The organism is Bacteroides muris (ex Afrizal et al. 2022), assembly GCF_004793475.1.
In the GTDB taxonomy this organism is placed as follows: Bacteria; Bacteroidota; Bacteroidia; order Bacteroidales; family Bacteroidaceae; genus Bacteroides; species Bacteroides muris.
The window spans coordinates 73,149-93,470 of record NZ_SRYZ01000008.1; the positions used below are offsets into that span (position 1 = coordinate 73,149).

Here is a 20,322-nt window from a genome sequence, read left to right on the forward strand (position 1 = left end):
AGTAGAGGCTCTATGGGATAATGTTCCGTACGGGGAGTTCCAGTTCTCCCCAATCAATCATAGCATTGAACAGTCTGACCGTGGAGAATGAGGATAAGTTTTCCGGTCTGATGTCTTTTTCCTGCAAGATTCCTTCTTCCAGTAAGGCTGCCCGTTTGGTCCCTTTCAGCAGGGGGTGTGCCGGTGTGTACCAGTGGGTGCCGTTGTAAAAGGCGATGTTGGCAATGGAGGTATCTGTCAGTAGCCCTTGTTTTACAATCAGAATGTCGTCGCACACTCCGCGAAGTGCGAAAAGGCGGTTCAGAGGTTCGCGTCCGGTGCTTTTGTAGGTGTAGTCAATGTCATCTGCCTGTATCAGTGCCAGCGAATGCACGTGCCGCATGACGTAGGAGGAATAGCTGGCGTCTTCAATACCTTTCTCACCATACACTACGCGTGCCTTGACGATGCCTGCCTTGCAGCCGGGAAAGAGATGGTCGGACAGTTGTAGAGGTGTGCTTTCCGGCCAGAAGTGGGCACGGGTGTCGTTCAGCCTCCGGTTGTGATAAGGCAGGTTGCAGACCCTTCCGTTGTCAATGCGTATGGTCTCAATAAATCGGCACATATATTTTCTGTATTACTTCCTTGTATTCGCTTTCCCACCGACTTTTGGCGGTGATGCCACCTCCTGCCTTGAAGTAGAGACGGTCGTTTTCTTGCTCGATGAAGCGTATCATGACGGCGCTGTCCAGTTGCCCGTCTGCATAATGCCCCATAATGCCGGTATAGAATCCCCGTTCGTAGTCTTCTGCCTCTGCAATGATTTCCATGGTTTTGGGCTTGGGTGCACCGGTGATGGAACCGGCTGGAAGCAGGCTGAAGAGGATGTCACCGATATGTGCGGTATAATCTTCGGGGAGAGTCCCGCATATCTCGGAGCTGGTCTGGAGAATGGGGCCCTTATTGGTTTGCAGGTGCTCGACATATCGGTAGGAGGTCACTTCGACGTGCTCCGAAACCATGCTGAGGTCGTTGCGTATCAAATCTACGATGGTGGCATGTTCGGCTGCCTCTTTGGCATCCTGCATCAAAAGCTGTTCCGCATCAGGCAGGGTAGCGTCGATAGTGCCTTTCATGGGGAAGGACTTTATCTTGCCTTCCTCTATGCGGACAAATATTTCGGGGGAGAAGCAGGCGAATTTGTCCTTCAGCCATAGTTTGTACAAGGCTTCCGAATGCAGGAATATTTCTTTCAGAGTCAGGTTGGTGGTGACGGGTACTTTGCAGGTGAGGTTTGTCAGGTAGCTGTTGCCTGCCAGCAGGTTTTGTTTCACGAGGTCGAACGATTGCTGGTATGCGGCAGGGGCGGGTGGAGTGACTTGCCACTCTATCGGGCAGGTATATCGGCATGAGCCGCTTCCGGAATCGGCCGTGGCAGATGCCGCCACGTTGCCTGCCTTCCGAAACCGGAAAAGGCAGGTGGAGGCGTCTATCTTGTCGAGGGGCTCGATGTGTGACACTTCTTGTGCATAGTCTATGATGAAGAGGAAGGGCACATTGGCTTCTGCCAGGCCGTTCATTCTGGCGATGGCTTCTTTCCTGCGGTACTTTTCCATTTCTCAATAGACCGCGGAGGCGATAATCTGGATAAACAGAATGAGGAACACCATGGCAATGGGATATACCGTGGCGTATGCCACACTTGGAATGTTGCTGTCCGTCATGGAGTCGGCGGCGGCAAGTCCCGGTGTGCTGGTCATGCCACCGGTGATGGTACCCAGCAAGTCGAGTATGTTTATCTTGAACACAAACAAGCCTACGCATACTGCTACCAACATGGGCACCAGCGTGATGGTGGCACCTACGCCGAACAAGAGCCAGCCGCTTTCCTGGAATGTGGCTACCAGATTCCGTCCTGCCGAGGTTCCCACTTCGGCCAGGAAGAGCAGCAGTCCCAATTGGCGCAGCAATTGGTTGGCAGGGCCGGACATAGACCATAGAATCGGTCCCGTCTTTCCGATGGCGCTCAGGAACAAGGCAACCATCAGAATGCCTCCCGTCAGTCCCGGAGAGAATGACAGACTGTCCGAGAAGGAAACGTTGAGCTTGCCGAACAGTACCCCCAGTACAATACCTAATGCGATGGGGAAGAAGTCCGTATCAGACAACTGCTTGGTGTCATTGCCCAGCAGGCGTGCCACTCCCTTGATGCCGTCCTTTTCTCCCACCACCATCAGCTTGTCGCCGAATTTTAGGGCGAGGTCAGGCGAAGGTGACAAATCAATACCGCTTCGGCGGATGCGGGTGACGGTGCAGCCGAAGTTCTTCATCAGATTGAGGTCTCCCAACTGTTTGTTTATCATATCCTTTTTGGTGAGCAACAGAGATTCAATCTCTTGCATGTCAACAAGTGGCAGTTCGCCTTCTTCGCGTTTGCCTACAAGGACGGCAAGCTGGTTCAAGGCATCTTCGCTGCCCACGGCTTGTATGTAGTCGCCTTCGTGAAGTATGGTCTGGGCGGTAGGTATGGCTATCTGCTCATTGTGCTTATGGCGTGAGATGACGGCTCCGGTCATGGCACGCGCATTGATTTGCATCAGGCTTCGCTCAAAGACGGCAGGGTTGGTTACACGGAACAGGCAGGTCGTCAGTTCCGGGAACTGGCTGCGGCGTTCCTTCTCCAGTCGGCGCGCCTCCTTGTCGAGGTCGATGCGCATGATACGGGGCAGCAGTTTTACAAAGAGAATCACGCCGATAACGCCGAAAGGATAGGCAATACCGTAAGCGATGGATGCCAGTGGGGAATGAGTGCTGTCGATGGCTACGGCAAGTCCCGGCGTACTGGTCAGGGCACCGGCAATCAGTCCCACGACACTGGGAGTGTCTATGTCGAAGGCATATTTCAGTCCTACTGCCGTCAGGGCGGCAGAGCAGATAATCAGCATGGTGATGATGATGAGCGTCTTGCCTTTGCTTCGGAAGGAATCGAAAAATCCGGGTCCGGCCTGAATGCCGATGGTGAAGATGAACAGTACCAATCCGAAGTTTCCCAGCTCTTTGGGAATGATAACTCCGAAGTGTCCGAACAACAAGGCGATGAAAATAACGGCGGAAACGTCGAGCGAGAGTCCTTTGATTTTTATCCTTCCCAGCATGAAGCCTAAAGCCACAATGAGGAAGAGGGCGAAATAAGAGGAGTTTAACAAGTCAGTAAACATAATAGGTTAAAGAGTTAGGGGTTTGCGCCGCAAAGGTAGTGCAAAAAAATGAGATAGAAAAAAGCATTGTTTCCTTGTGGCATATAAAAAAGGAGCTAAACTGCGGTTTAACTCCTTTTTTATATATAGGGCCTGTATGGCCGGTATTCCTGCGTGGGGCAGGGCGGTACTTATTTTTTGAGTTCCTTCATCAGCTCCTCTACGGCGACTTTCAGCTGTGTGTCTTCTCCCTTCACGATGGTCTCGGGTGAATTGGCAACCTTGATGTCCGGTTTCAGCTGCGAGTTCTCCAGATAGCTGCCGTCAGGCAGGCGGTAGCCAATGACGGGGATACCGAATACGAGCGACGGGTCTTGCAGACGCTCCCAAGAAACACTAGTCATGGTTCCCGGCACAGGCATGCCTACCAGCTTGCCGATACCCCGATGGCTGTATACCCACGGCGTACCGTGCGCATTGGAATAGTTGGCCTCGCACATCACCATAATGGACGGCTTGTTCCAGCGGCGGCTGGGCATGTCGCACGCCTCGCGGCCGCGCACCACCTGCGTGAAGTATTTCTGTCCGCTGAAAAGTATTTCTATATCCTCGTGCAGGCGTCCGCCACCGTTGAAGCGGGTATCTATGACGATGCCTTCGCAGTGGTTGTATTTTCCCAGGATGTCCGAGTAGACGGAACGGAAACTGTCGTCTCCCATAGACTCGATGTGTACGTAGCCCAAACGTCCGCCCGACCATCGGTCAACGTCTGCCGCACGCTGTTTCACCCAGCGGGCATAGAGTAAATTGCTGAACGCACCGTTTGTGATGGGGATAATGACTTCTTCCCAGCGTTCTTTGGTCTGCGGGTTAAAGAGAGAAACAAGTGTTTTTCTTCGTGCTTTATTGTTGAGCAGCGTGTAATAGTCCGCGTCGGGGGTGATTTCCACACCGTCAATCTTTTCGATGACCGTGCCGGCTTTCACTCGGGTGTTGGCAGTGTCGAAAGGACCTTTCTCCACCACTTCGGCAATGAGCATGCCCTTGCCCGTGTAGTTCCAGTCGAAGAACAGTCCCAGGCTGGCAGTGGGCTCGGACTGCCCTTTGGGATAGAAACGGCCGCCGGTGTGAGATACGTTCAGCTCGCCCAGCCATTCGCTCAGCAGCTCTGCAAAGTCATAATTGTTGTCGATATGGGGCAGGAAGCGGCGATAGGCGGCGGTCATCTTGTCCCAGTCTACTCCGTGCATCGAGGTGTTGTAGAACCGCTTCTGCTGCTGGCGGTACACGTGGTCGAACATGTATTCGCGCTCCGCAGCCAAGTCCATCTTGGCATTTACCTGGAAGGCGATGGGAGTCAGCGCGTCGGATGAAGTGTCCATTTTCTGCATCTTGCGGCTGCCCAGCAGGAAGAGGTTTTTGCCGTTCTTGTCCAGCTGCATGTCCGCCCATCCGGCGTTCATCTTGTGCAGCAGGCGAGTCTCTTTCTTGCGCAGGTTCATCTTCCAGAGGTCGTATCCGCCTTCGAAGGCAGCCAGATAGTAGAGTGTTTCGCCATCCTTGGAGATGATGGTACTGCCCATGTCGGAAGAATTCGGGGTGAGGCGCACCACACGGTCTTCGATGCCTTTCAATTCTACGACGATGTCTTTCGGCTGGTCATCTTTTTCGTCAGTATTGCTGTCTTTCTTGTCGTCTTTCTTTTTTTTATCCTTGTTTTCGTCTTTGGGGGTATCTTTTTCGGCAGACTTCTTCTGCTCCTTCTCCAACTCCTTGCGCAGTTCGTAGTCTTCCTTGCTCAGGCAGTATTTGTCGTATGCATCTTGGTTGAGGAAGACGAGCATTGCGTCGTTTAGCGAACCCCATGAGGCGTGGGCACGCATGCCATAACGTTCGGTGGTGAAGAGGATGGCGTTGCCGTCCAGCGCGAAGCGGGGATAGCCGCTCATGTAGCCGCTGTTGGTGAGGTTCGTGATTTTTCCGCCTCCCTGCGCGCTGACCAGGCCGATGTCGGAGTAGGGGTCGTGCTTGTTGCCGGTGAATTCAAGTGTAAACCACTTGCCGTCCGGCGACCATGAATAGTCAAATCCTCCGCTGGTGCTGTACCAGGTGGAGCCGTCCGTAATCTGGCGCACCTTCTTCGTCTCCAGATTGAGCACCATCAACCGGATGCGGTCTTCGATGAAAGCGAGTTCTTTGCCGTCGGGTGAGAATTGCGGATAGGCACGTTCCACGGTGGTGGAGGGCAGCAGCACTTCTTCTTCAATCAGCGTGGCGTTCGGGAAGTTGGGATCTTCCTTGCGGGCTATCTTGGCAAGGTAGAGTTGCCAGTTGCCGCCTCGCTCGCTGGCGTAGGCCAGGGTGCGGTTGTCCGGCGCAAAGGAGAGACCAGCTTCGCGTGCCGGTGTATGTGTAATCTGCTTGGTAGTGGCATAGTCTGCCGAAGTGACAAAGACTTCACCGCGCAGTGTGAAGGCAATCTGCTTTCCGTCCGGGGATACGGTGGCAGAGGTGGCTCCGTCGGAAGGTTGCAGGTTGGCGAATTGCGGCTGGTCATCGCGCACAATCTCTATAGCGACTTTCTTCGGGGTGGCATCCGGCTGCTGGGTATAGATTTCGCCGTCGTAACCATAGCACAACGTCCCGCCGTCACTCATGGAGAGGAAGCGCACGGGATGTGTCTTGAAGCTGGTGATGGGCTTCACCTCTCGGGGCTGTGCCAGCGGGAAGGCATACACGTTGAATGAGCCGCCGTTTCTCTCACTCAGAAAGTAAACCGTTCTTCCATCGGGTGACAACACCGGGTTGCGGTCTTCACCTTCACGGTTGGTGAGGTTGGTATGGATACCCGTCTTTGCATCATACAGCCAGATGTCGCGGGTAATGGAGGAGGTGTGGTGCTTTCTCCATTCATCTTCAAATCCCTTGCGGTCTTGGTAGAGGAACTGCTGGCCCGCCTTGTCGAAGCAGACCGCTTCGGCAGGTGTACCCAGCACTTGCTCCGTACGCCCTCCCGTTGCAGGTACTTTGTAAAGTTCGGTCATGGCCGAAGTGGGGAAAAGAGCGCTGCTTGCCGGGTCCTGGATGGATGCGGAAAACAAGATATACTTTCCATCCGGAGTGAATGCAGAAGGAAGTTCACCGGTGGAGTGGGTAGTGAGCCGCCGGGCGGTTCCGCCGTCTGCTGGCATCACGAATACGTCGAAGTTGCCGTATCTGTCGCTGGCAAAGGCAATCTGTTTACCGTCCGGCGACCATATGGGGATACATTCGTAGCTTTCTTGGGTAGTAAGCTGTGTGGCGGTTCCACCCTTGACGGGCACCTTGTAGATGTCTCCTTTGTAACAGAATGCGATTTCCGTACCGTCGGGAGAGATTTGTACATCACGCATCCAGAGCGGCGTGGCGGCATGTCCGGCAATTGCAGTAAGGCCTAGTGCGAGGATTGCAAAGGTTTTCTTCATAAGTGTGTGGGTTGATGTTAATATAGAATGTTTATAAACGTAGTGATTCTGTCCACAATGCAAGGAGCGAGGTACGTCATTTCATATCTCGTGCCTTGTATATCTGTTCCTTGGCATTGTTGATACTTTGGAACTTCTCTTCTGCGGCTTTCTTGATGTCTTCGCCCAGCGTTGCCACCCGGTCGGGATGGTGTTTCAGGGCCAGGCGGCGGTAAGCGGCACGCACTTCGTCATTGGTGGCGGTGGGCTCAATTTCAAGCACTTTGTAGGCCTCGCTCAGTGAGTTACTGCCTAGGTTGAGCATGGATTCCACTTCCTTGACGGATAGTCCCATGTATATGGCCACTTCTTTCAGGGCTTCTATCTCCTCGTTGCAGACGTGTCCGTCGCTTTTGGCAATTTCTACCAAGAATACCAGCAGTTGCAGGCGTTCCTCGTATGTCAGGTTGGCGGCAATCTGCGTTCCGCAGTCACGGATGGTATTTCTAAATGCCAGTGGGTTTTGTCTGTCCATCTGCTTGCGCTGCTCGAAGAGGTTGAGCAATATTCGTTCTCCTTCGCCCACGGCAGCCTCGCCGAACGTGCTTCTCAGAAAGCGGCGGACGAATTCCATTTCACTATGCATGATGCGCCCGTCTGCACGGATTATGTACGAAGCCATTACGAGCATGGAGAAGAGAAAACTGTTCCGTTGCCCGGCATAGGTAGTACCATGCGTTGGTTCTTCTCTATAATAACCGCCTGCATCATTTGAATCGGTGTCGAATAATGAACCGAATACAAAACCTGCCAAGGCTCCCAGCGGTCCTCCGGCCATGAAACCGATGATGCCGCCTATCCATTTAGCTGCTCCCATAATTTTTCTTGTTTAAAATGCAAAAATAGAGATTTCTTACGAGAATTCCAGTAATTCATGGCAGCAAGTTCTATCATTAAGAAATGCTATAAAAAATAAGGAGCTAAGTTTATCACTTAACTCCTTAATGCTCACCAGTCGGGATGACAAGATTCGAACTTGCGACCACACGCCCCCCAGACGTTTATTATTATAGCTATGATAATCTTGATTATTAATATCTTATGCTTTATTTCTGCACCATAGTTTAATTTATGGTTTAATCCAGTAATGAACCAAGATAATTCAACAATAAATTAATTAATCTCTTTGCAGCATTGAACTGCATCACAAAGTTAGTCAATATTGCGCTGTTATGCAATGATTCTTTCTTATAGTTTTGCTTTTGACTATCAGTTTTTTATCTATCTAATGATATGGTATATAATAGTATAGTGTAGCTTTCTCTTTGCTTAAAAAGTATTCATATACTGTATTTCCATTATATAATATAGTAGTGGTATAGAAATCAGTAGTGGGTATATAAAGCTATATCTTCTTAAAAATCTACCTGCTGAAAATCTGTTCCTATTATTTGGTATTCTCCGCAATCATGAATACTATTGTATATGTGAAACTCAAAATTTTATAGCTATGAAAAATTAGATAAGAAAAGATGCAAGGGTATGCCTTATACCCGATTATATGGAAACGCACACTATTACCACTTATAGATTAGCAAGTGATAAATTTCTCCGCACATATTTTCCTGAAAGTGCGTATGGACTTACCCCATCCATGAAGTTCAAAAGGAGAAAGCGTTAATAATTTGTTCAGAACTGAAAAAGCCAACTTATCCATTTGTTTATAATGGGTAGGTTGGCTTTTGCTATTTTTATTTGTTACTTATTTCTTGGTATAAGTCCAATAGATATTTCTATTATTTTCATGCCAAGACCATTTCTGTAGCCTTAATGTGGTTGAATTAACCTCTGCAATAAAGTATTCTTCATATATTATATTAGAATTACCTTCATAACGGGTTATTTTATGAGAATTAGCATCATAGGTAAACTTACCCGTATAAACTTCATCACTATCGCCATTTTCTGCATAAGTGAAGCTATAAGTCCCGTTTGAGTTGAAAATAAAAGAACTTGTAACTAAAATATCACCGTCTTGTTCACTCATTTGCCAACTGCCCAAAAGTGCTTTGTATTCACTGTTTGTTTCTTCTTCATCATCATCACTACTGCAAGAAGCAAAATTTACACTGATAAGAATTGCCATGATAGCTATTCCAATTAATCTGAATGTTTTCATCTCTGTTTTTCTGATATAAAATTAAAAAAAGGACTAACTAAAAGTAGCTGATTATTGCCATATTAATGTGTAAGTATCATTATAACTACTGCCATATTCGTTTGTTTCTGTTACTATTATTTTAGTTGGGTATCCCTCTTTATCAATTTCATAAGAGTAGTTTTCAGTCCAGCCATCACTACTTGTTACGCTTTTCAATAAATTCTTGTTGGTCGTTCCCAAAAGATTAGGATGAGCCATAAGTAAAAGGTCTGCATATTCTATACCGCATATATGGTAAAGTCTTAAAGCATTAATATCAATGGTTGAATGCTTATTTTCTTTATCTGCATAATATGTGCAAGTGCATGTGATTGTTTCTCTTCCATCATAATAGCTAAACTTGCTGATATTGTCATTTCCCCAAGACCACATACAAGTTTTGTCTCCACTTATTTTTATCAGATGTTTGTTATTGTCATAGGTTAAAGTTTCTGTTTCTTTATCCCAAACAGTAGAAGTTATAATACCGTTTTTAATTATAAAATTTGCTGGTTCTTCTTTAAAACTTGTACTTATAGTTTCCACAATAATATCAGAATCAGACCATTTGACATTAATTTTATCTCCACCAAGAGTAGCAGATATTAATTGCTTTTTTTCATTATAACTAAATAGATAATTATTGTTATCATCTTCTGACATTGAACGTAATAACTTGCCAGATACAACGGTGCCTCCATCATTATTCTCATCTTCATCATCACTGCAAGAAGCAAAATTCACACACATTACTACGGCTAATAAAGCCATTCCAATTAATCAAAACGTTTTCATCTCTATTTTCTATTTGTGCTTTTCAGTACCCTCAAAAAGCAGTTATATTAAATAGAAAAGGTGTGGGTACATATTTGCTTTATCCTTTTCTCTGGCTTCTCGCATTGCCTATTCCGTGGATAAAACAATAGCAACCCACACCAGTTTTGACAATATCTAAGAGCCTTATGGATATAAGGTAGGTATATATCAAATGGTGTGGTGCTATTGCTATCATCTTCACGGAACTTCAAATTTTGCGAGAATTTGAGAAAAGAAGATAATTTCAATAACACCTTTCGTTAAATATGTCCTTTCAGTGTCTTAACGCATTAAGACCTCTGAAATTGCTGCAAAGTTAGCGAAAGGTTTTGAATAGCTAAAGATAAAACGCTGATAAATGCAGTTCCAAGTGTTTCAAAACATATCTGTAGTAAGTAATTAGATAGTATTAGCTTCTTTTCTTTGTAATTGCATAAGCAGGTACTTTTTTTGAACGGGGACTATAAGAAGATTTCTTCCCGAAAAAAGTACCCGTAGATTCTGCGGATTGAAAGATGAATCTCTATTATATATAATAAAGTATATAGGTTTGCAGTCTAACTAAGTAATGAATGAAAGAAGTATCTAATCTCCATAGCAGACATAAAAAAAGAGTTCGTAAATACTACGAATCCTTTAATAATCAGTTTACTACTTTGCCTTTTTAATGGCTTGTATCAATTCATCAAGGTCTTCATGCTTGAAATATTTTTCTCCTTTTATGGTTTGTGCCCTATAAATGTAGCAGTCTTTTGTGGTTAGAACTGGATATAAGACATCTTCATATTTCAACTTGAGGACTGTAACTCCGAAAATCTTTGAGATAAACAACTCTGCCATTTCTCCCGTAAGACTGTTTTCTTTGCCTTTACTTGGAAACTCACCGTATAATAATACGTTACCTAAAGAGAATGTATCTTCCATATTTATTACACTTTTAGTTAATTAGTCCACAAAATTAATGATTCATTTGCAATTATAGCGGTATATGTGAGGGTAAATTTGCTCCAAAATCACACATACTATAAGCTATAAGCCGTACCATGCCTTTTTAAAAAGATTATTTTCTTACGCTTGCACCAATGCGGAATTAGCTACGTTATCGCAATCTGTTTTGCTTGGAATCATGTCCCATCAGATTTATATATATCCATTATTTGTAGTTTCTCTTACATTGCAGTTTTTGAAAGTTACTGTATATTAGAGAACGGGACAAAATTCTTTATTTCTGAAAATGGTATGATAATAACAGAAATTTCAAACTTTGTCCCATTCCAATAAAAAAGTGTAACTAAGATTGCACATAAATAAAGATTGATAAAATCAGTATCAGCAAAAAAGGATTGGCAATACCAATTATTATCAGTAGTAGGACTACCAATGTCCCCCATAGTATTAATTTCCCATCATTTTCCATATTGTAGTATTTTTAAGTTATTAGAAAGGTCTATTCCCATATTTATATTCTAATATGGAATTACATACCCTATCATAAAAGGAAAATCCACCACCGGAACAGAAGTAACTTTCATAAATGGCTGCAAATTCTCCTTTAATTCTTTCTTCTTCTGATAACTGATTATCAAATTTATCCAACCAGTATTTTAAGGCTTGTATCACTTTGATGTATCGGAGATTATTATCCACATAACCCAATCTGTTTTCCAAATCTTTAATGTGTTGTATTACATTATCTATCTGTTTATCCATAGTTTTATAAAAAATAAGAAAGGACACCTAATAAATAGATGTCCTCTCATTGATTAGTTTAGCCCAAGAACCAAGAATATTTATTATCCAGTCCTTGTAATACATTGTTCAGTCCAACACTTACCTCTGTAGCATTTACCCCACGTTGTAAATAGCTGTCTATGTAGCTGTTCTTGTTTGATTGTGTGAGTAAATTGTGAAAATCAAAAAGAGATATGGCATTGTCTTTCATTCCAAAAACTTCATTGGTGTAATAATCACGACACACACTATTTATTTGGCTGTCAGTGATTAAAAGTCTTGGTATTGTTTTCTGTCTTGTGGGTGAAAGTGCCTGGTACATTCTCATTCTGCCTACCACTTGTGCAAACTGCGTTTCAGATAGATAAGTATCTGATAATGTCTGCATCAAATGTATTTCTTTGGCAGCATTGAAGCCGTTAAGCAATTCCAGTACATTTCTGTAAAGTTCATTGATATTGGTTACTTCCATGTTGAACCTCACCCCCTCACCAGTAAGAATCTGATTAGAGCAAATTCTCATTCTCCAGCCAATAAAGACGGAAAACTTTTCTAAGCCTCTGGAAGAACGGTATAGATTCAAGTCACTGTAATTTCTTACCCCACCTATGCACAATTCAAGTTTTTGCCCTCTTATTGTTTCAAAAATGGTGGGAACAGTAAAAGCAAATGCAAGTCTTTGATAGAATTGTGTCTTTTCACATTCTAACAGTTCACTTGCTTTCTTACCAAGTGCGGACGGTATTCTGCCACGTACTATGTGTGAAACTCGTATTTCCGGAAAGCTCACCTTTTCACCTGCATAGAATGAACTTGCAGCCTCATGCACACAAGAAATAAAGTCTTGGTGTGAAATGGTTGATTCCAAGTTAGCCCAAGTAGGCACAACACATTTGTTTGCAAGTTCTTCCAGTGTGATAGAATCTGTATTGGCTTCCAAGAAAGTAATACTAGGTTTTGCAGTTTCTTCCACAATTATAGTAGCTTCTTCTGCATACTCACCTAAATTCAAAGTTCTTTTCTCTGTTGGCATGATAACTAAATTATTCATATTGATAAAAGTTTAAATGATTAATAATTCTTTTTTATATCAATATACAGAGGGGGACTAAGGGGGTAGTACACTGTAGAGGCAGGCACTCTTATATATTTAAGGTTACTGACCGAATAGGGAGGGGGATTCTTATATGAAGTACCTTATATGTCTGTTTTCTTGACTTTTAGCTAAACTGCATATAGGTGATTCTTTAGTTAGATAGTCTTTTTAATGTCATTAGCTGTATGTGGCATATTATAAAGTATGTGCTATATAACTCTTCCTAACGTGGAAATATTCAGAAAATCGGAATCGGGGAAAATGTGGGGCTGTGGTTCTGCGCCAAAAATAAAAGCCGCAAGAATTTCCTGCGACTGTATCTTATTAGTTAGTACGAAAATTACTCTGTTTCATTAGTTATTAAGGTAGTTACCAACATTTCTTTCAATTTCTGTATCGGGTATAGAAAGACAAGATTTTCAAGTTTTGTTGGTAATAGTCAGACTATCTCACTAATTAATTGATAACCTCTCTTTTTACCAACCCAACAAGGGATAGCTTGGTAATAGAGACTGATAAGTTTAGGTTCTATATCTTCTTCGGGGTGAATATTCAACATCTCGAATATTCTCGTTAATTCATTAACTATTTTCTCATTGGAATATCTATTGCCAACCTTGAATATATTCTTAATCAGTTTGATAACCTTATTTCCTTTACGCTGTGTGAGAATCATTTCCTCTCTGATTTTCCTATCAATATAATTAAGTTCTTCTATTCTCTCTTTACCTAAAGTTTCAAACGCTTCCACAATGAACGGGTCAATCTTCCGCATATCATTGATATAGTCTAAGGCATATTCTGAATAGGGAGTTTCCATTTCACCAAGTTGCTGTACTATTTTTCTGCGCTTGTCCTTTACCGAGCGTGCAGCCTTGATAATCTTTAATTTATCGTCATTCTCATTATATTCGCAATTCTCAAATGTGGGATTGAAGAAATGGCAGTCATTGTACCAGTTCTTTATTTCTTGTCTTGATTGGTATCTGTTGTTCACCAATATGGAATTAATCTCATTGTCTATGGCAAACCAGTTCTTTGTAAAGTCGGGATATAGGTATTTGCGGAACGGTGCAGTTTCAAGAATCTCACCGAAAGCATTTCTGTATTCTTTGTAATCAGCACTATTATATAATGTCTGAATTAAGTTGTAGGCAAATTCTTGTTCTGAAATTTGCTTTTCTATTTGCTCTTTGGATTGAATTACCATTTCGGGATTCACCCTATAGATATGTGTTGCCGATTTTATGCCATTACGGAATCTTCCGCAAATCTGTATGCAGTCCGTATCTATGTCAAGTATGGTATATTCGGAAATATAAGGGTCTGTAACCATTACCAAATCGGGCTGATAAGGCAAGTCCAAGTCGAATGCCGTAAAGAATCTGCCAGTGAAGAAATTATATTTCTTCATGGTATCTGCGCTCCAATCATTATAAGCATTATCAAAGGAGCATTCATTTTTCAGTTTCAAACGGCTTTTTGGCGCACAGTAAACGGTAGAATCCTCCAATATGTCAAACTGTTTCATTATGGAGTAAATCATTACCACAGAATTGACGAAAAAACAGACAGTTCCCTCCTTGTGCTTTTCTAAATATTCACTTATTGCCTTGTTGGTATTATAAGTATGTGTAGCCGTAATTTCTTGTCTGTAGTCATAATCGGCACTTACTTCCACTGTTTCAAACTCTTTAAATCTTGGGTCACTGAATCCGATAGGAGTGGCGGAAACAAGTGCCTTGCCTTTGAAGCGGAAAAAGTCATTCATGGGCAGCACTATGTCTGTTCTGTAATCCACATCCTTGATTAATTGGTGGCATTCATCCATCAACAGGAAGAAATGATTATAAATGTCAATGCCGCTGCAAGCTGTTTTTACCTTACCGAAACTTTCGGGAGTAGTCATTATCTTATGTAGTCTGTTATTAGTCAGATAATTGCGAATCTTATCTGTTGTGACATCTTCATAAACGCCTAACAGATTGCTGTATTTGCCGCACTTGCTTTTGATAACGGGCACATTGGGAACTACGATAATGGAATTCCTTTGGGTTTCAAGCTCCAAAGTGGTAGCACCGCAACCGGGTATTCTTTTGGAAAGTATGCAGTTTGACGGAATCTCATTCATTACGTCAGACAGGTATTGACCTTTATTTAGAGTAATCATAATCCTTTGCTGTTTAGATAATCTATAAATTCATCGCTTCTCCTTATGCTGAAAAAGAGTTTTCCGAAACGGAACAGTCCCCTGAGTTTTATATAGGCTTCGGTTTCCCGTAAAAAAGGGATTCTTGCAATATTGTATTTCTGTTCTATCAGTCCTTTTACCACATCCTCTTGGAACTCGCTGCATAGCTTGGATAGTCTGGACGGGAATACTCCAAAATCCTCATAATCTCCCGTTTGCAGATAGTTAAGAATCCACTGCCAGCCTTGTGCGTTGAGTTGGTATCTTATACCCGTTACTCCTTGACTGCTTATCCATGCTTCACCGTTCACTTGGATATAAAGCTGCTTGTGCTGCTTCATCAGTAGCTTCACTTGTCTGTGTGCGGCTTCATTGTTATATGTTTGGGCAAACTGTATCTGTTTCATTTTCTCTGTTCCGATTAAAAAGAAAGCCGAGAGAGGTTGTTCCCTCGACTTTCTTCCAAGCTGACTGTTTAGGCTACTTCATTCTGTTCGGGAACTTGTAATTTGTCTCTCCTTGTTGATTCGGGCTTGCAGGCTTCGCTGATAAGGTTGTTCACTTCAAGCGTTGCTTTTATACAAAACTTTACATTTCCTTTGGGGGTGGGAGAAAATCTCACACAACGGTAACGCTCTCCATAATTGTTATACCAATCCTTTTCAACATACCCATATATGGGAGAATTTATATGCTGTTTGAATAGTTCCATTACCAAGTTTTCGCCCTCTTTGGCAGTATCTACCTCATGTTCTTCCGCTTTGTAACCATCCAAGAGCTTTGTAATTTTTGCCATACAGAAATTTATTGCAGTAATAAGGTCTGAATCTCCTGCACCCTCAAGATGTTGTTTCATACCAGTATCGTAAGCGAATGTAACAGAAATAATCAGTTGACCTTTTGAAGATTGTTTGAAACGCATATCTGTTTGGGTGGGAGACATGGAGAATGCTTCTTGCAGTTCTTGAACGAAAGTTGCACTCACTTTGGTATTCTCTACTATGTTTTCACTAACAGCAAAATCTATTGATTTCATAAATCTAAATTTTAAAGTTTTACACATTAATTATCAGTTCAATCGGTCACTACTAAAGCTATGCGCACTTGCTTATTTGTTCCTTTTGACATTGCAAAATTAGGGCAGAAATAAGGGGTAACAAAGCATTTTGCCTAATGCCCATGTGTGTAGAAAACGTGTCCATTCCAGTACGCAAAAAAAATGCGTACCGAAAAGAATAAGCCTTTCAGTACGCATTTCTGCTATTGTTTTTATGTATGTCGTTTATGAAACTACCATGTAGTTATTAGCTATAACAGACGGAAATTTCTCGTTCTTGTATCTCCTAAGGAGATTGGATAACATTCTGTTCTTGTTGCCCTCCGAATCGTATTCTTCATTATACCTTTTGCCATCATAGCCCACTGTATAGATAAGCCTTGAAACAAGCATCATCTTGTCTTTAGATACCTTTACCTTTTTATTGGGTATGGTGGTAGCCTTTCTTCTTTCAATGAAGAACAGAAACATATCCGTAAACTTCCACTTCTTATAAGATATGTCAAGACTGAACTTGTCCGTAAAGCTGATTTTTGACGATAAGTCGTTTCTGATAAACCCCTCCAAACCTATGTCCTTTAATTGTTTAATCATAGTTTCTCTATCTTGTTCGCTATGTATAATATCGCTATATGTATTGACAAAATGCTGCAAGGCTGCTTGAATGATTCTGATTGTGTCCTCTCTTTCAACAATATAGCTTTTCTTGTTGTTCTTCTTTAAGGTGATACTGGTAGCTTCCAATAGGGTAGCATGAAAATGGCTAAAGTCCTCCAATACGGACTTGTTCAATGTAGGTGCGTTTGTACCAATATCCTCTATAAAGTCATATACGAATAGAAGTAGATACCAAAACTTGCTAATGTCTAACTTATACGCTTCAATGGTATTCTGTAAGTCTTCATTAGTTAGAAACTTCTCTTTGAAAGAATCATCCAGCTTTCTGTATTCCCGTTTCTTGTATTCTTCCAAAGTTCCTTTGAATGTTTTCATTTCTTTGCTTCTCTCGTATCTTTCTTCAACGGATAAGTTTCTCTCAAAATATCTGTTGGCGAATATGGCAGGTGCGGAAGATTCTACGGGTATCATTCCCATATCTGTTTCTGCATAATCGGGCAGGAAGTGGTTGGCTACTTCCCATACATATTCTAAAAGTGGTTCATTTAGACATTTGTAGCTTTCATGCCAAGCCACTTTTAAATCGGGCAGTTCTTCTATCTGATACATAAGTATATTCATATTAGTTATACTGCAAAATAAAAGAAAAGTCTGCAATCTTTGCCGGATTACAGACTTCTTTTGGTTATAGTAGGTTCTTCATGGCTTCATCCACTTGCTCATTATCGAATTTACTTAAATATATCTGCGTGGTTTTTATGTCTTGGTGTCCCAATGCTTGCGATATGATGCCTATGTTCACTCCCGATTTCTTTAGAATCGTTGCGAATGAATGTCGGGCAACGTATGTCGTTACTTCGGCTGTTATTCCTAACTCTTGTGCGAATACTCTAAGTTCTGTATTGACTTGATGGCAGATTTTATGTACCCGATTACTTTTTTGCATGGGTGTTATATGACGTTTGCAATGTAGAATAGGAAATAAATATTCTGCTTCTTGTTGGTAGTCTGAATATTGATATATTATCTGCTTGGCTTGTTCGGATAAGACAAGATTGATGCTGCCATGTGTCTTTTGCCTTTGGTATATAAGTCTATTCTCTATAATATTGTTAGGTGTCAGATTAGCTATATCCACAAAAGATATTCCTCCGCATAGATAAGAGAAAGTAAATATGTCATGTGTCAGTTTCCGAAGATTACTTTGACCGTTGCAATCAGCATTGATGATTTTTAGAATGTCCGCTTTAGATAATGCTCTTTTCATGGTTTTCGTATTGAGATGGCTTAATTTGTATTCAATGAAAGGGTTCTTTTCTCTGCATACTATTTTTGCATCAATGGCACGATTGTATGCAGCACGCAAAGTACGGAACTGATAACTAAGTGTGGTATCTTTGTTGCCTTTACTGCGCATCCAATCTTCGTACTTTTTGCAAAAAGACACATCAATATGACTGAAAGTGTAATTCAGCTTCTTACCTTTATTGAAGTTCCTAAGCGTATTATAAGAATTTAGGTAAGCATAACTTGTCCCGATTTGCCCTTTTTGTTTCAGTTCTTCAATAATGAATAGATAGAACTCTTCCACTGTTTGCGTCTTTGTTATTTCTTTCTGTTCATTTATCAATGAAGAAGCCGTAAATTCTTCTTTGTTGGCTTTCTTTTCTAAAATCCGTTGTTGGTAATCTAATTTTGTTTTTAGAATGATTTTTTGAATTAAGTCTTTATGTGGATTGTTTGGTTTGGGCACATTCTTATCAAAATCCCAATGCTTTGCAGCAACGGAAATTTTAAGGCTTTTATATGTGCTTTTTCCATTTTGTGCAATTCTTAGCATTAAAGGATGTTCTCCATTTGCTAAGGTTTTACTTTTGTAGCAGATAACCGAAATTATAGCATCCATAAGAATTTGGTTTAATTCTTGGTTTAATTGCTGGTTTAATTGCTGGTTTAATTTCGACCATTAAACTAAGGTAAACAGGGTATTGCCATTAAAAGAAAAAAGCATCGATAACCTTGCGATTATCAATGCTTTATCGGTAGTCGGGATGACAAGATTCGAACTTGCGACCACACGCCCCCCAGACGCGTACTCTACCGGGCTGAGCTACATCCCGAATTGCGGGTGCAAATGTACGGCTTTATTTTAAAATAGCAAATATTTATAGTGCTTTTTTTATTGAATGAACCTATATTTTGCAGTTTCAAGGCTTTCGGCCAACGTGTCCTGCTCTTTTTTTACTCGTATGCCTGCCTTGACAGGCAATGGCCTTGAGCGGGCAGGCATACTTTGAATGAAGTTATTGCAAGTTTAGGCTATTTCTTACGGAAGTGACAGCCGGACTCTCGGGCGTTACGGATTTCCGGGTACAATAGTCGAATTCCACAGACTTTTCGCCGCTGTATGATTTCCATTTCAGTTTCAATTTGACGGTCTTGCCTTCTGTATCGGGCAGGGCATCCAGCTTGAAAGCAACCAATCCGTCCGCATACTTGCCGTAAATATCGCCCTTGGCATTGTGGCGGAACTCTGCTTCATACGGGTTTTCCGGATTCTGGCTCAGCAGCAGATTGACAAAGTGCTTGGTGTGATAGTCTCCTCGTCGGGTTCTGAAGCGGAGGGTCAGATAACCGTCTTCTGCAATGGTCACCCAATCGTTTACTATTTCCACCGGATCGGTACCGTATACGGCATCGTTCTCTTCGCCCAAATCCGGGGCGACGGGCTTGGTAAGGATACTGTCTATCCAGTTTATATATACAGCTTGGGTGTAGATATCGCCGGGCTCGTCCACTTCCTTGTAGTTTATCAGGGCGCGGACTTCCTTCTCGCCATAGGGAGATTTCGGCATGTTGGTGGGCAGCAGAGTGGTCTTGTCGTCCAGTTGCAGAAAGACTGTCTGGTCTGCATCGGTCTTTACCGTTACCAGGGCATTGGGGAATCTCACGGCATAATTGTCACCATCGTCCAGGCATGATTGGAAGCTCAAGGTGCCGATGGTTGCAATGGCGATTAGAGTTTTCTTGTTAAAGATTGACTTCATTTTCATAGGGTGCTCTTTAAAATTAAACATTCGGAATAGGTCTTACTCTTGTAAGAATAGCATATTTGCGAAAACCCTGCATGTATCATTGTTAATTAATGATAAAAGCAGTGGAGGCCCGTTGTCGGGTATTCTCTTTTTGAGTGTCTCTGCAGGCTGTGCAGAACATTATTCCCCGATACATGAAAGATATTTGTATATCAGCCGGAATATGACTACCTTTGCTGTATGAGATGTACATCTCGTGTGTATTGTGATGTGCATCTCGAACAGCATGAGATGTACATCTCGTGCATCTTGGGGAATAGTCTTCCTGCCGTGCGGAAGCTGTCTTTCTGTTGAGAGGAAGTAACCTTCGGGCGGATTGCTTACAGCCTGGTTGCAGTAAGAAACATTATGTTTATTGTGAAAAGAGTATGAGTATAGTCTATTTGGTTCGAAAGAAGGTTTTCCGCACGGCGGAAGGGGTGAAGCAACTTTATTATGCAGTGCAGCGTGTGCTGCAACAGCGTGGAGGTGTGACGGCGGAGTTGCTGGCGCAGCGTATGGCATCCAGAAAAGGCATGAGCCCGGGAGATGTGCAGGGTGTATTGATAGATTTGCCGAAATTTGTAGAGGAAGCGCTGATGGAGGGAGAGTCGGTGACCATTAAGGGGCTGGGTTCCTTCCATGTGGCGGTGACGAGTGACGGGTTTGAGCATCCCGACGATGTGATGCCGGGCAAGGTACGCTTATCCCGCGTCTATTTTCGTCCGGACAGGTCGCTGGTGGCGAGGCTGAACAGCGGGATGGATTTCTACCGTTATCCACTTAGCCGATATTTCCCTCACGATATGTTGCGGCCGGAAACACTGAGAAAGGAGCGGGCCGAGGGAAAGACGGGAATTCCGGATGAGGGTTTGGTTGGGATGGAAAATGATGCGGCGGACTTTTCGGGGGAGGAGTGA

At 43.0% G+C, this 20,322-nt stretch carries 17 protein-coding genes and 1 tRNA gene; 1 reads left to right on the forward strand and 17 read right to left on the reverse strand.

The annotated features are described in order from the left end of the window. Positions 1-10 precede the first annotated feature (10 nt). The 17 genes from E5355_RS05835 to E5355_RS05920 form a co-directional block, all read right to left on the reverse strand. Positions 11-604 (reverse strand): aminotransferase class IV family protein, encoded by a 594-nt coding sequence (locus tag E5355_RS05835; RefSeq protein WP_136009557.1) that lies wholly within the window; start codon positions 602-604, stop codon positions 11-13. After that, positions 588-1,595 carry an aminodeoxychorismate synthase component I gene (locus tag E5355_RS05840; RefSeq protein WP_136009558.1) on the reverse strand — a complete coding sequence of 336 codons (1,008 nt, stop codon included), beginning with the start codon at positions 1,593-1,595 and terminating at the stop codon, positions 588-590. Before E5355_RS05840 ends, E5355_RS05835 begins: the two co-directional genes overlap by 17 nt. Before the next feature lie 3 nt (positions 1,596-1,598). Then, a complete protein-coding gene (locus tag E5355_RS05845) occupies positions 1,599-3,197 on the reverse strand; it encodes an aspartate:alanine exchanger family transporter (RefSeq protein ID WP_136009559.1) in 1,599 nt (532 codons plus the stop codon). A 170-nt stretch (positions 3,198-3,367) separates the two neighbouring features. Next, positions 3,368-6,640, reverse strand: a complete 3,273-nt coding sequence (locus tag E5355_RS05850; RefSeq protein ID WP_136009560.1) for a S41 family peptidase — start codon at positions 6,638-6,640, stop codon at positions 3,368-3,370. A 76-nt stretch (positions 6,641-6,716) separates the two neighbouring features. Next, a complete protein-coding gene (locus tag E5355_RS05855) occupies positions 6,717-7,496 on the reverse strand; it encodes a DnaJ domain-containing protein (protein ID WP_136009561.1) in 780 nt (259 codons plus the stop codon). 885 nt (positions 7,497-8,381) lie between these two features. Further along, positions 8,382-8,798, reverse strand: a complete 417-nt coding sequence (locus E5355_RS05860) for a lipocalin family protein (protein ID WP_057088751.1) — start codon at positions 8,796-8,798, stop codon at positions 8,382-8,384. A 51-nt stretch (positions 8,799-8,849) separates the two neighbouring features. Continuing rightward, a complete protein-coding gene (locus E5355_RS05865; protein ID WP_136009562.1) occupies positions 8,850-9,590 on the reverse strand; it encodes a DUF4595 domain-containing protein in 741 nt (246 codons plus the stop codon). A 696-nt stretch (positions 9,591-10,286) separates the two neighbouring features. Continuing rightward, on the reverse strand, positions 10,287-10,559 hold the full coding sequence (locus E5355_RS05875) for a hypothetical protein (RefSeq protein ID WP_057088747.1): 273 nt from the start codon (positions 10,557-10,559) through the stop codon (positions 10,287-10,289). Between the two features lie 513 nt (positions 10,560-11,072). Further along, positions 11,073-11,345 (reverse strand): hypothetical protein, encoded by a 273-nt coding sequence (locus E5355_RS05880; protein WP_057088745.1) that lies wholly within the window; start codon positions 11,343-11,345, stop codon positions 11,073-11,075. Between the two features lie 58 nt (positions 11,346-11,403). After that, the gene (locus tag E5355_RS05885; RefSeq protein WP_057088744.1) at positions 11,404-12,417 is read right to left on the reverse strand and encodes a DUF3871 family protein; all 1,014 of its coding nucleotides are present in this window, start codon (positions 12,415-12,417) and stop codon (positions 11,404-11,406) included. Between the two features lie 484 nt (positions 12,418-12,901). Beyond that, positions 12,902-14,632, reverse strand: a complete 1,731-nt coding sequence (locus tag E5355_RS05890; protein ID WP_057088742.1) for a DEAD/DEAH box helicase family protein — start codon at positions 14,630-14,632, stop codon at positions 12,902-12,904. Then, on the reverse strand, positions 14,629-15,060 hold the full coding sequence (locus tag E5355_RS05895) for a hypothetical protein (RefSeq protein WP_136009564.1): 432 nt from the start codon (positions 15,058-15,060) through the stop codon (positions 14,629-14,631). Before E5355_RS05895 ends, E5355_RS05890 begins: the two co-directional genes overlap by 4 nt. Positions 15,061-15,128: 68 nt before the next feature. Then, complete coding sequence (locus E5355_RS05900; RefSeq protein WP_136009565.1) at positions 15,129-15,689, reverse strand: hypothetical protein; 561 nt, start codon at positions 15,687-15,689, stop codon at positions 15,129-15,131. Positions 15,690-15,935: 246 nt separating this feature from the next. Then, positions 15,936-16,937 carry a hypothetical protein gene (locus tag E5355_RS05905; RefSeq protein WP_136009566.1) on the reverse strand — a complete coding sequence of 334 codons (1,002 nt, stop codon included), beginning with the start codon at positions 16,935-16,937 and terminating at the stop codon, positions 15,936-15,938. Between the two features lie 76 nt (positions 16,938-17,013). Next, the gene (locus tag E5355_RS05910) at positions 17,014-18,234 is read right to left on the reverse strand and encodes a site-specific integrase (RefSeq protein ID WP_118223420.1); all 1,221 of its coding nucleotides are present in this window, start codon (positions 18,232-18,234) and stop codon (positions 17,014-17,016) included. Positions 18,235-18,374: 140 nt separating this feature from the next. Next, positions 18,375-18,448, reverse strand: a tRNA-Pro gene (locus E5355_RS05915). A gap of 183 nt (positions 18,449-18,631) precedes the next feature. Beyond that, positions 18,632-19,381, reverse strand: coding sequence for a NigD-like protein (locus E5355_RS05920; protein ID WP_168354286.1), 750 nt, complete (start codon positions 19,379-19,381; stop codon positions 18,632-18,634). A gap of 410 nt (positions 19,382-19,791) precedes the next feature. Here E5355_RS05920 and E5355_RS05930 point away from each other — a divergent pair, with 410 nt between their 5' ends. Further along, complete coding sequence (locus E5355_RS05930; RefSeq protein ID WP_136009568.1) at positions 19,792-20,322, forward strand: HU family DNA-binding protein; 531 nt, start codon at positions 19,792-19,794, stop codon at positions 20,320-20,322.

Coding starts and splice junctions, on each gene's coding strand:
- E5355_RS05845 (WP_136009559.1), bottom strand. CDS start 3,197: ATGTTTACTGACTTGTTAAACTCCTCTTATTTCGCCCTCTTCCTCATT.
- E5355_RS05835 (WP_136009557.1), bottom strand. CDS start 604: ATGTGCCGATTTATTGAGACCATACGCATTGACAACGGAAGGGTCTGC.
- E5355_RS05875 (WP_057088747.1), bottom strand. CDS start 10,559: ATGGAAGATACATTCTCTTTAGGTAACGTATTATTATACGGTGAGTTT.
- E5355_RS05895 (WP_136009564.1), bottom strand. CDS start 15,060: ATGAAACAGATACAGTTTGCCCAAACATATAACAATGAAGCCGCACAC.
- E5355_RS05930 (WP_136009568.1), top strand. CDS start 19,792: ATGAGTATAGTCTATTTGGTTCGAAAGAAGGTTTTCCGCACGGCGGAA.
- E5355_RS05880 (WP_057088745.1), bottom strand. CDS start 11,345: ATGGATAAACAGATAGATAATGTAATACAACACATTAAAGATTTGGAA.
- E5355_RS05850 (WP_136009560.1), bottom strand. CDS start 6,640: ATGAAGAAAACCTTTGCAATCCTCGCACTAGGCCTTACTGCAATTGCC.
- E5355_RS05920 (WP_168354286.1), bottom strand. CDS start 19,381: ATGAAAATGAAGTCAATCTTTAACAAGAAAACTCTAATCGCCATTGCA.
- E5355_RS05855 (WP_136009561.1), bottom strand. CDS start 7,496: ATGGGAGCAGCTAAATGGATAGGCGGCATCATCGGTTTCATGGCCGGA.
- E5355_RS05885 (WP_057088744.1), bottom strand. CDS start 12,417: ATGAATAATTTAGTTATCATGCCAACAGAGAAAAGAACTTTGAATTTA.
- E5355_RS05900 (WP_136009565.1), bottom strand. CDS start 15,689: ATGAAATCAATAGATTTTGCTGTTAGTGAAAACATAGTAGAGAATACC.
- E5355_RS05890 (WP_057088742.1), bottom strand. CDS start 14,632: ATGATTACTCTAAATAAAGGTCAATACCTGTCTGACGTAATGAATGAG.
- E5355_RS05840 (WP_136009558.1), bottom strand. CDS start 1,595: ATGGAAAAGTACCGCAGGAAAGAAGCCATCGCCAGAATGAACGGCCTG.
- E5355_RS05860 (WP_057088751.1), bottom strand. CDS start 8,798: ATGAAAACATTCAGATTAATTGGAATAGCTATCATGGCAATTCTTATC.
- E5355_RS05910 (WP_118223420.1), bottom strand. CDS start 18,234: ATGGATGCTATAATTTCGGTTATCTGCTACAAAAGTAAAACCTTAGCA.
- E5355_RS05905 (WP_136009566.1), bottom strand. CDS start 16,937: ATGTATCAGATAGAAGAACTGCCCGATTTAAAAGTGGCTTGGCATGAA.
- E5355_RS05865 (WP_136009562.1), bottom strand. CDS start 9,590: ATGGCTTTATTAGCCGTAGTAATGTGTGTGAATTTTGCTTCTTGCAGT.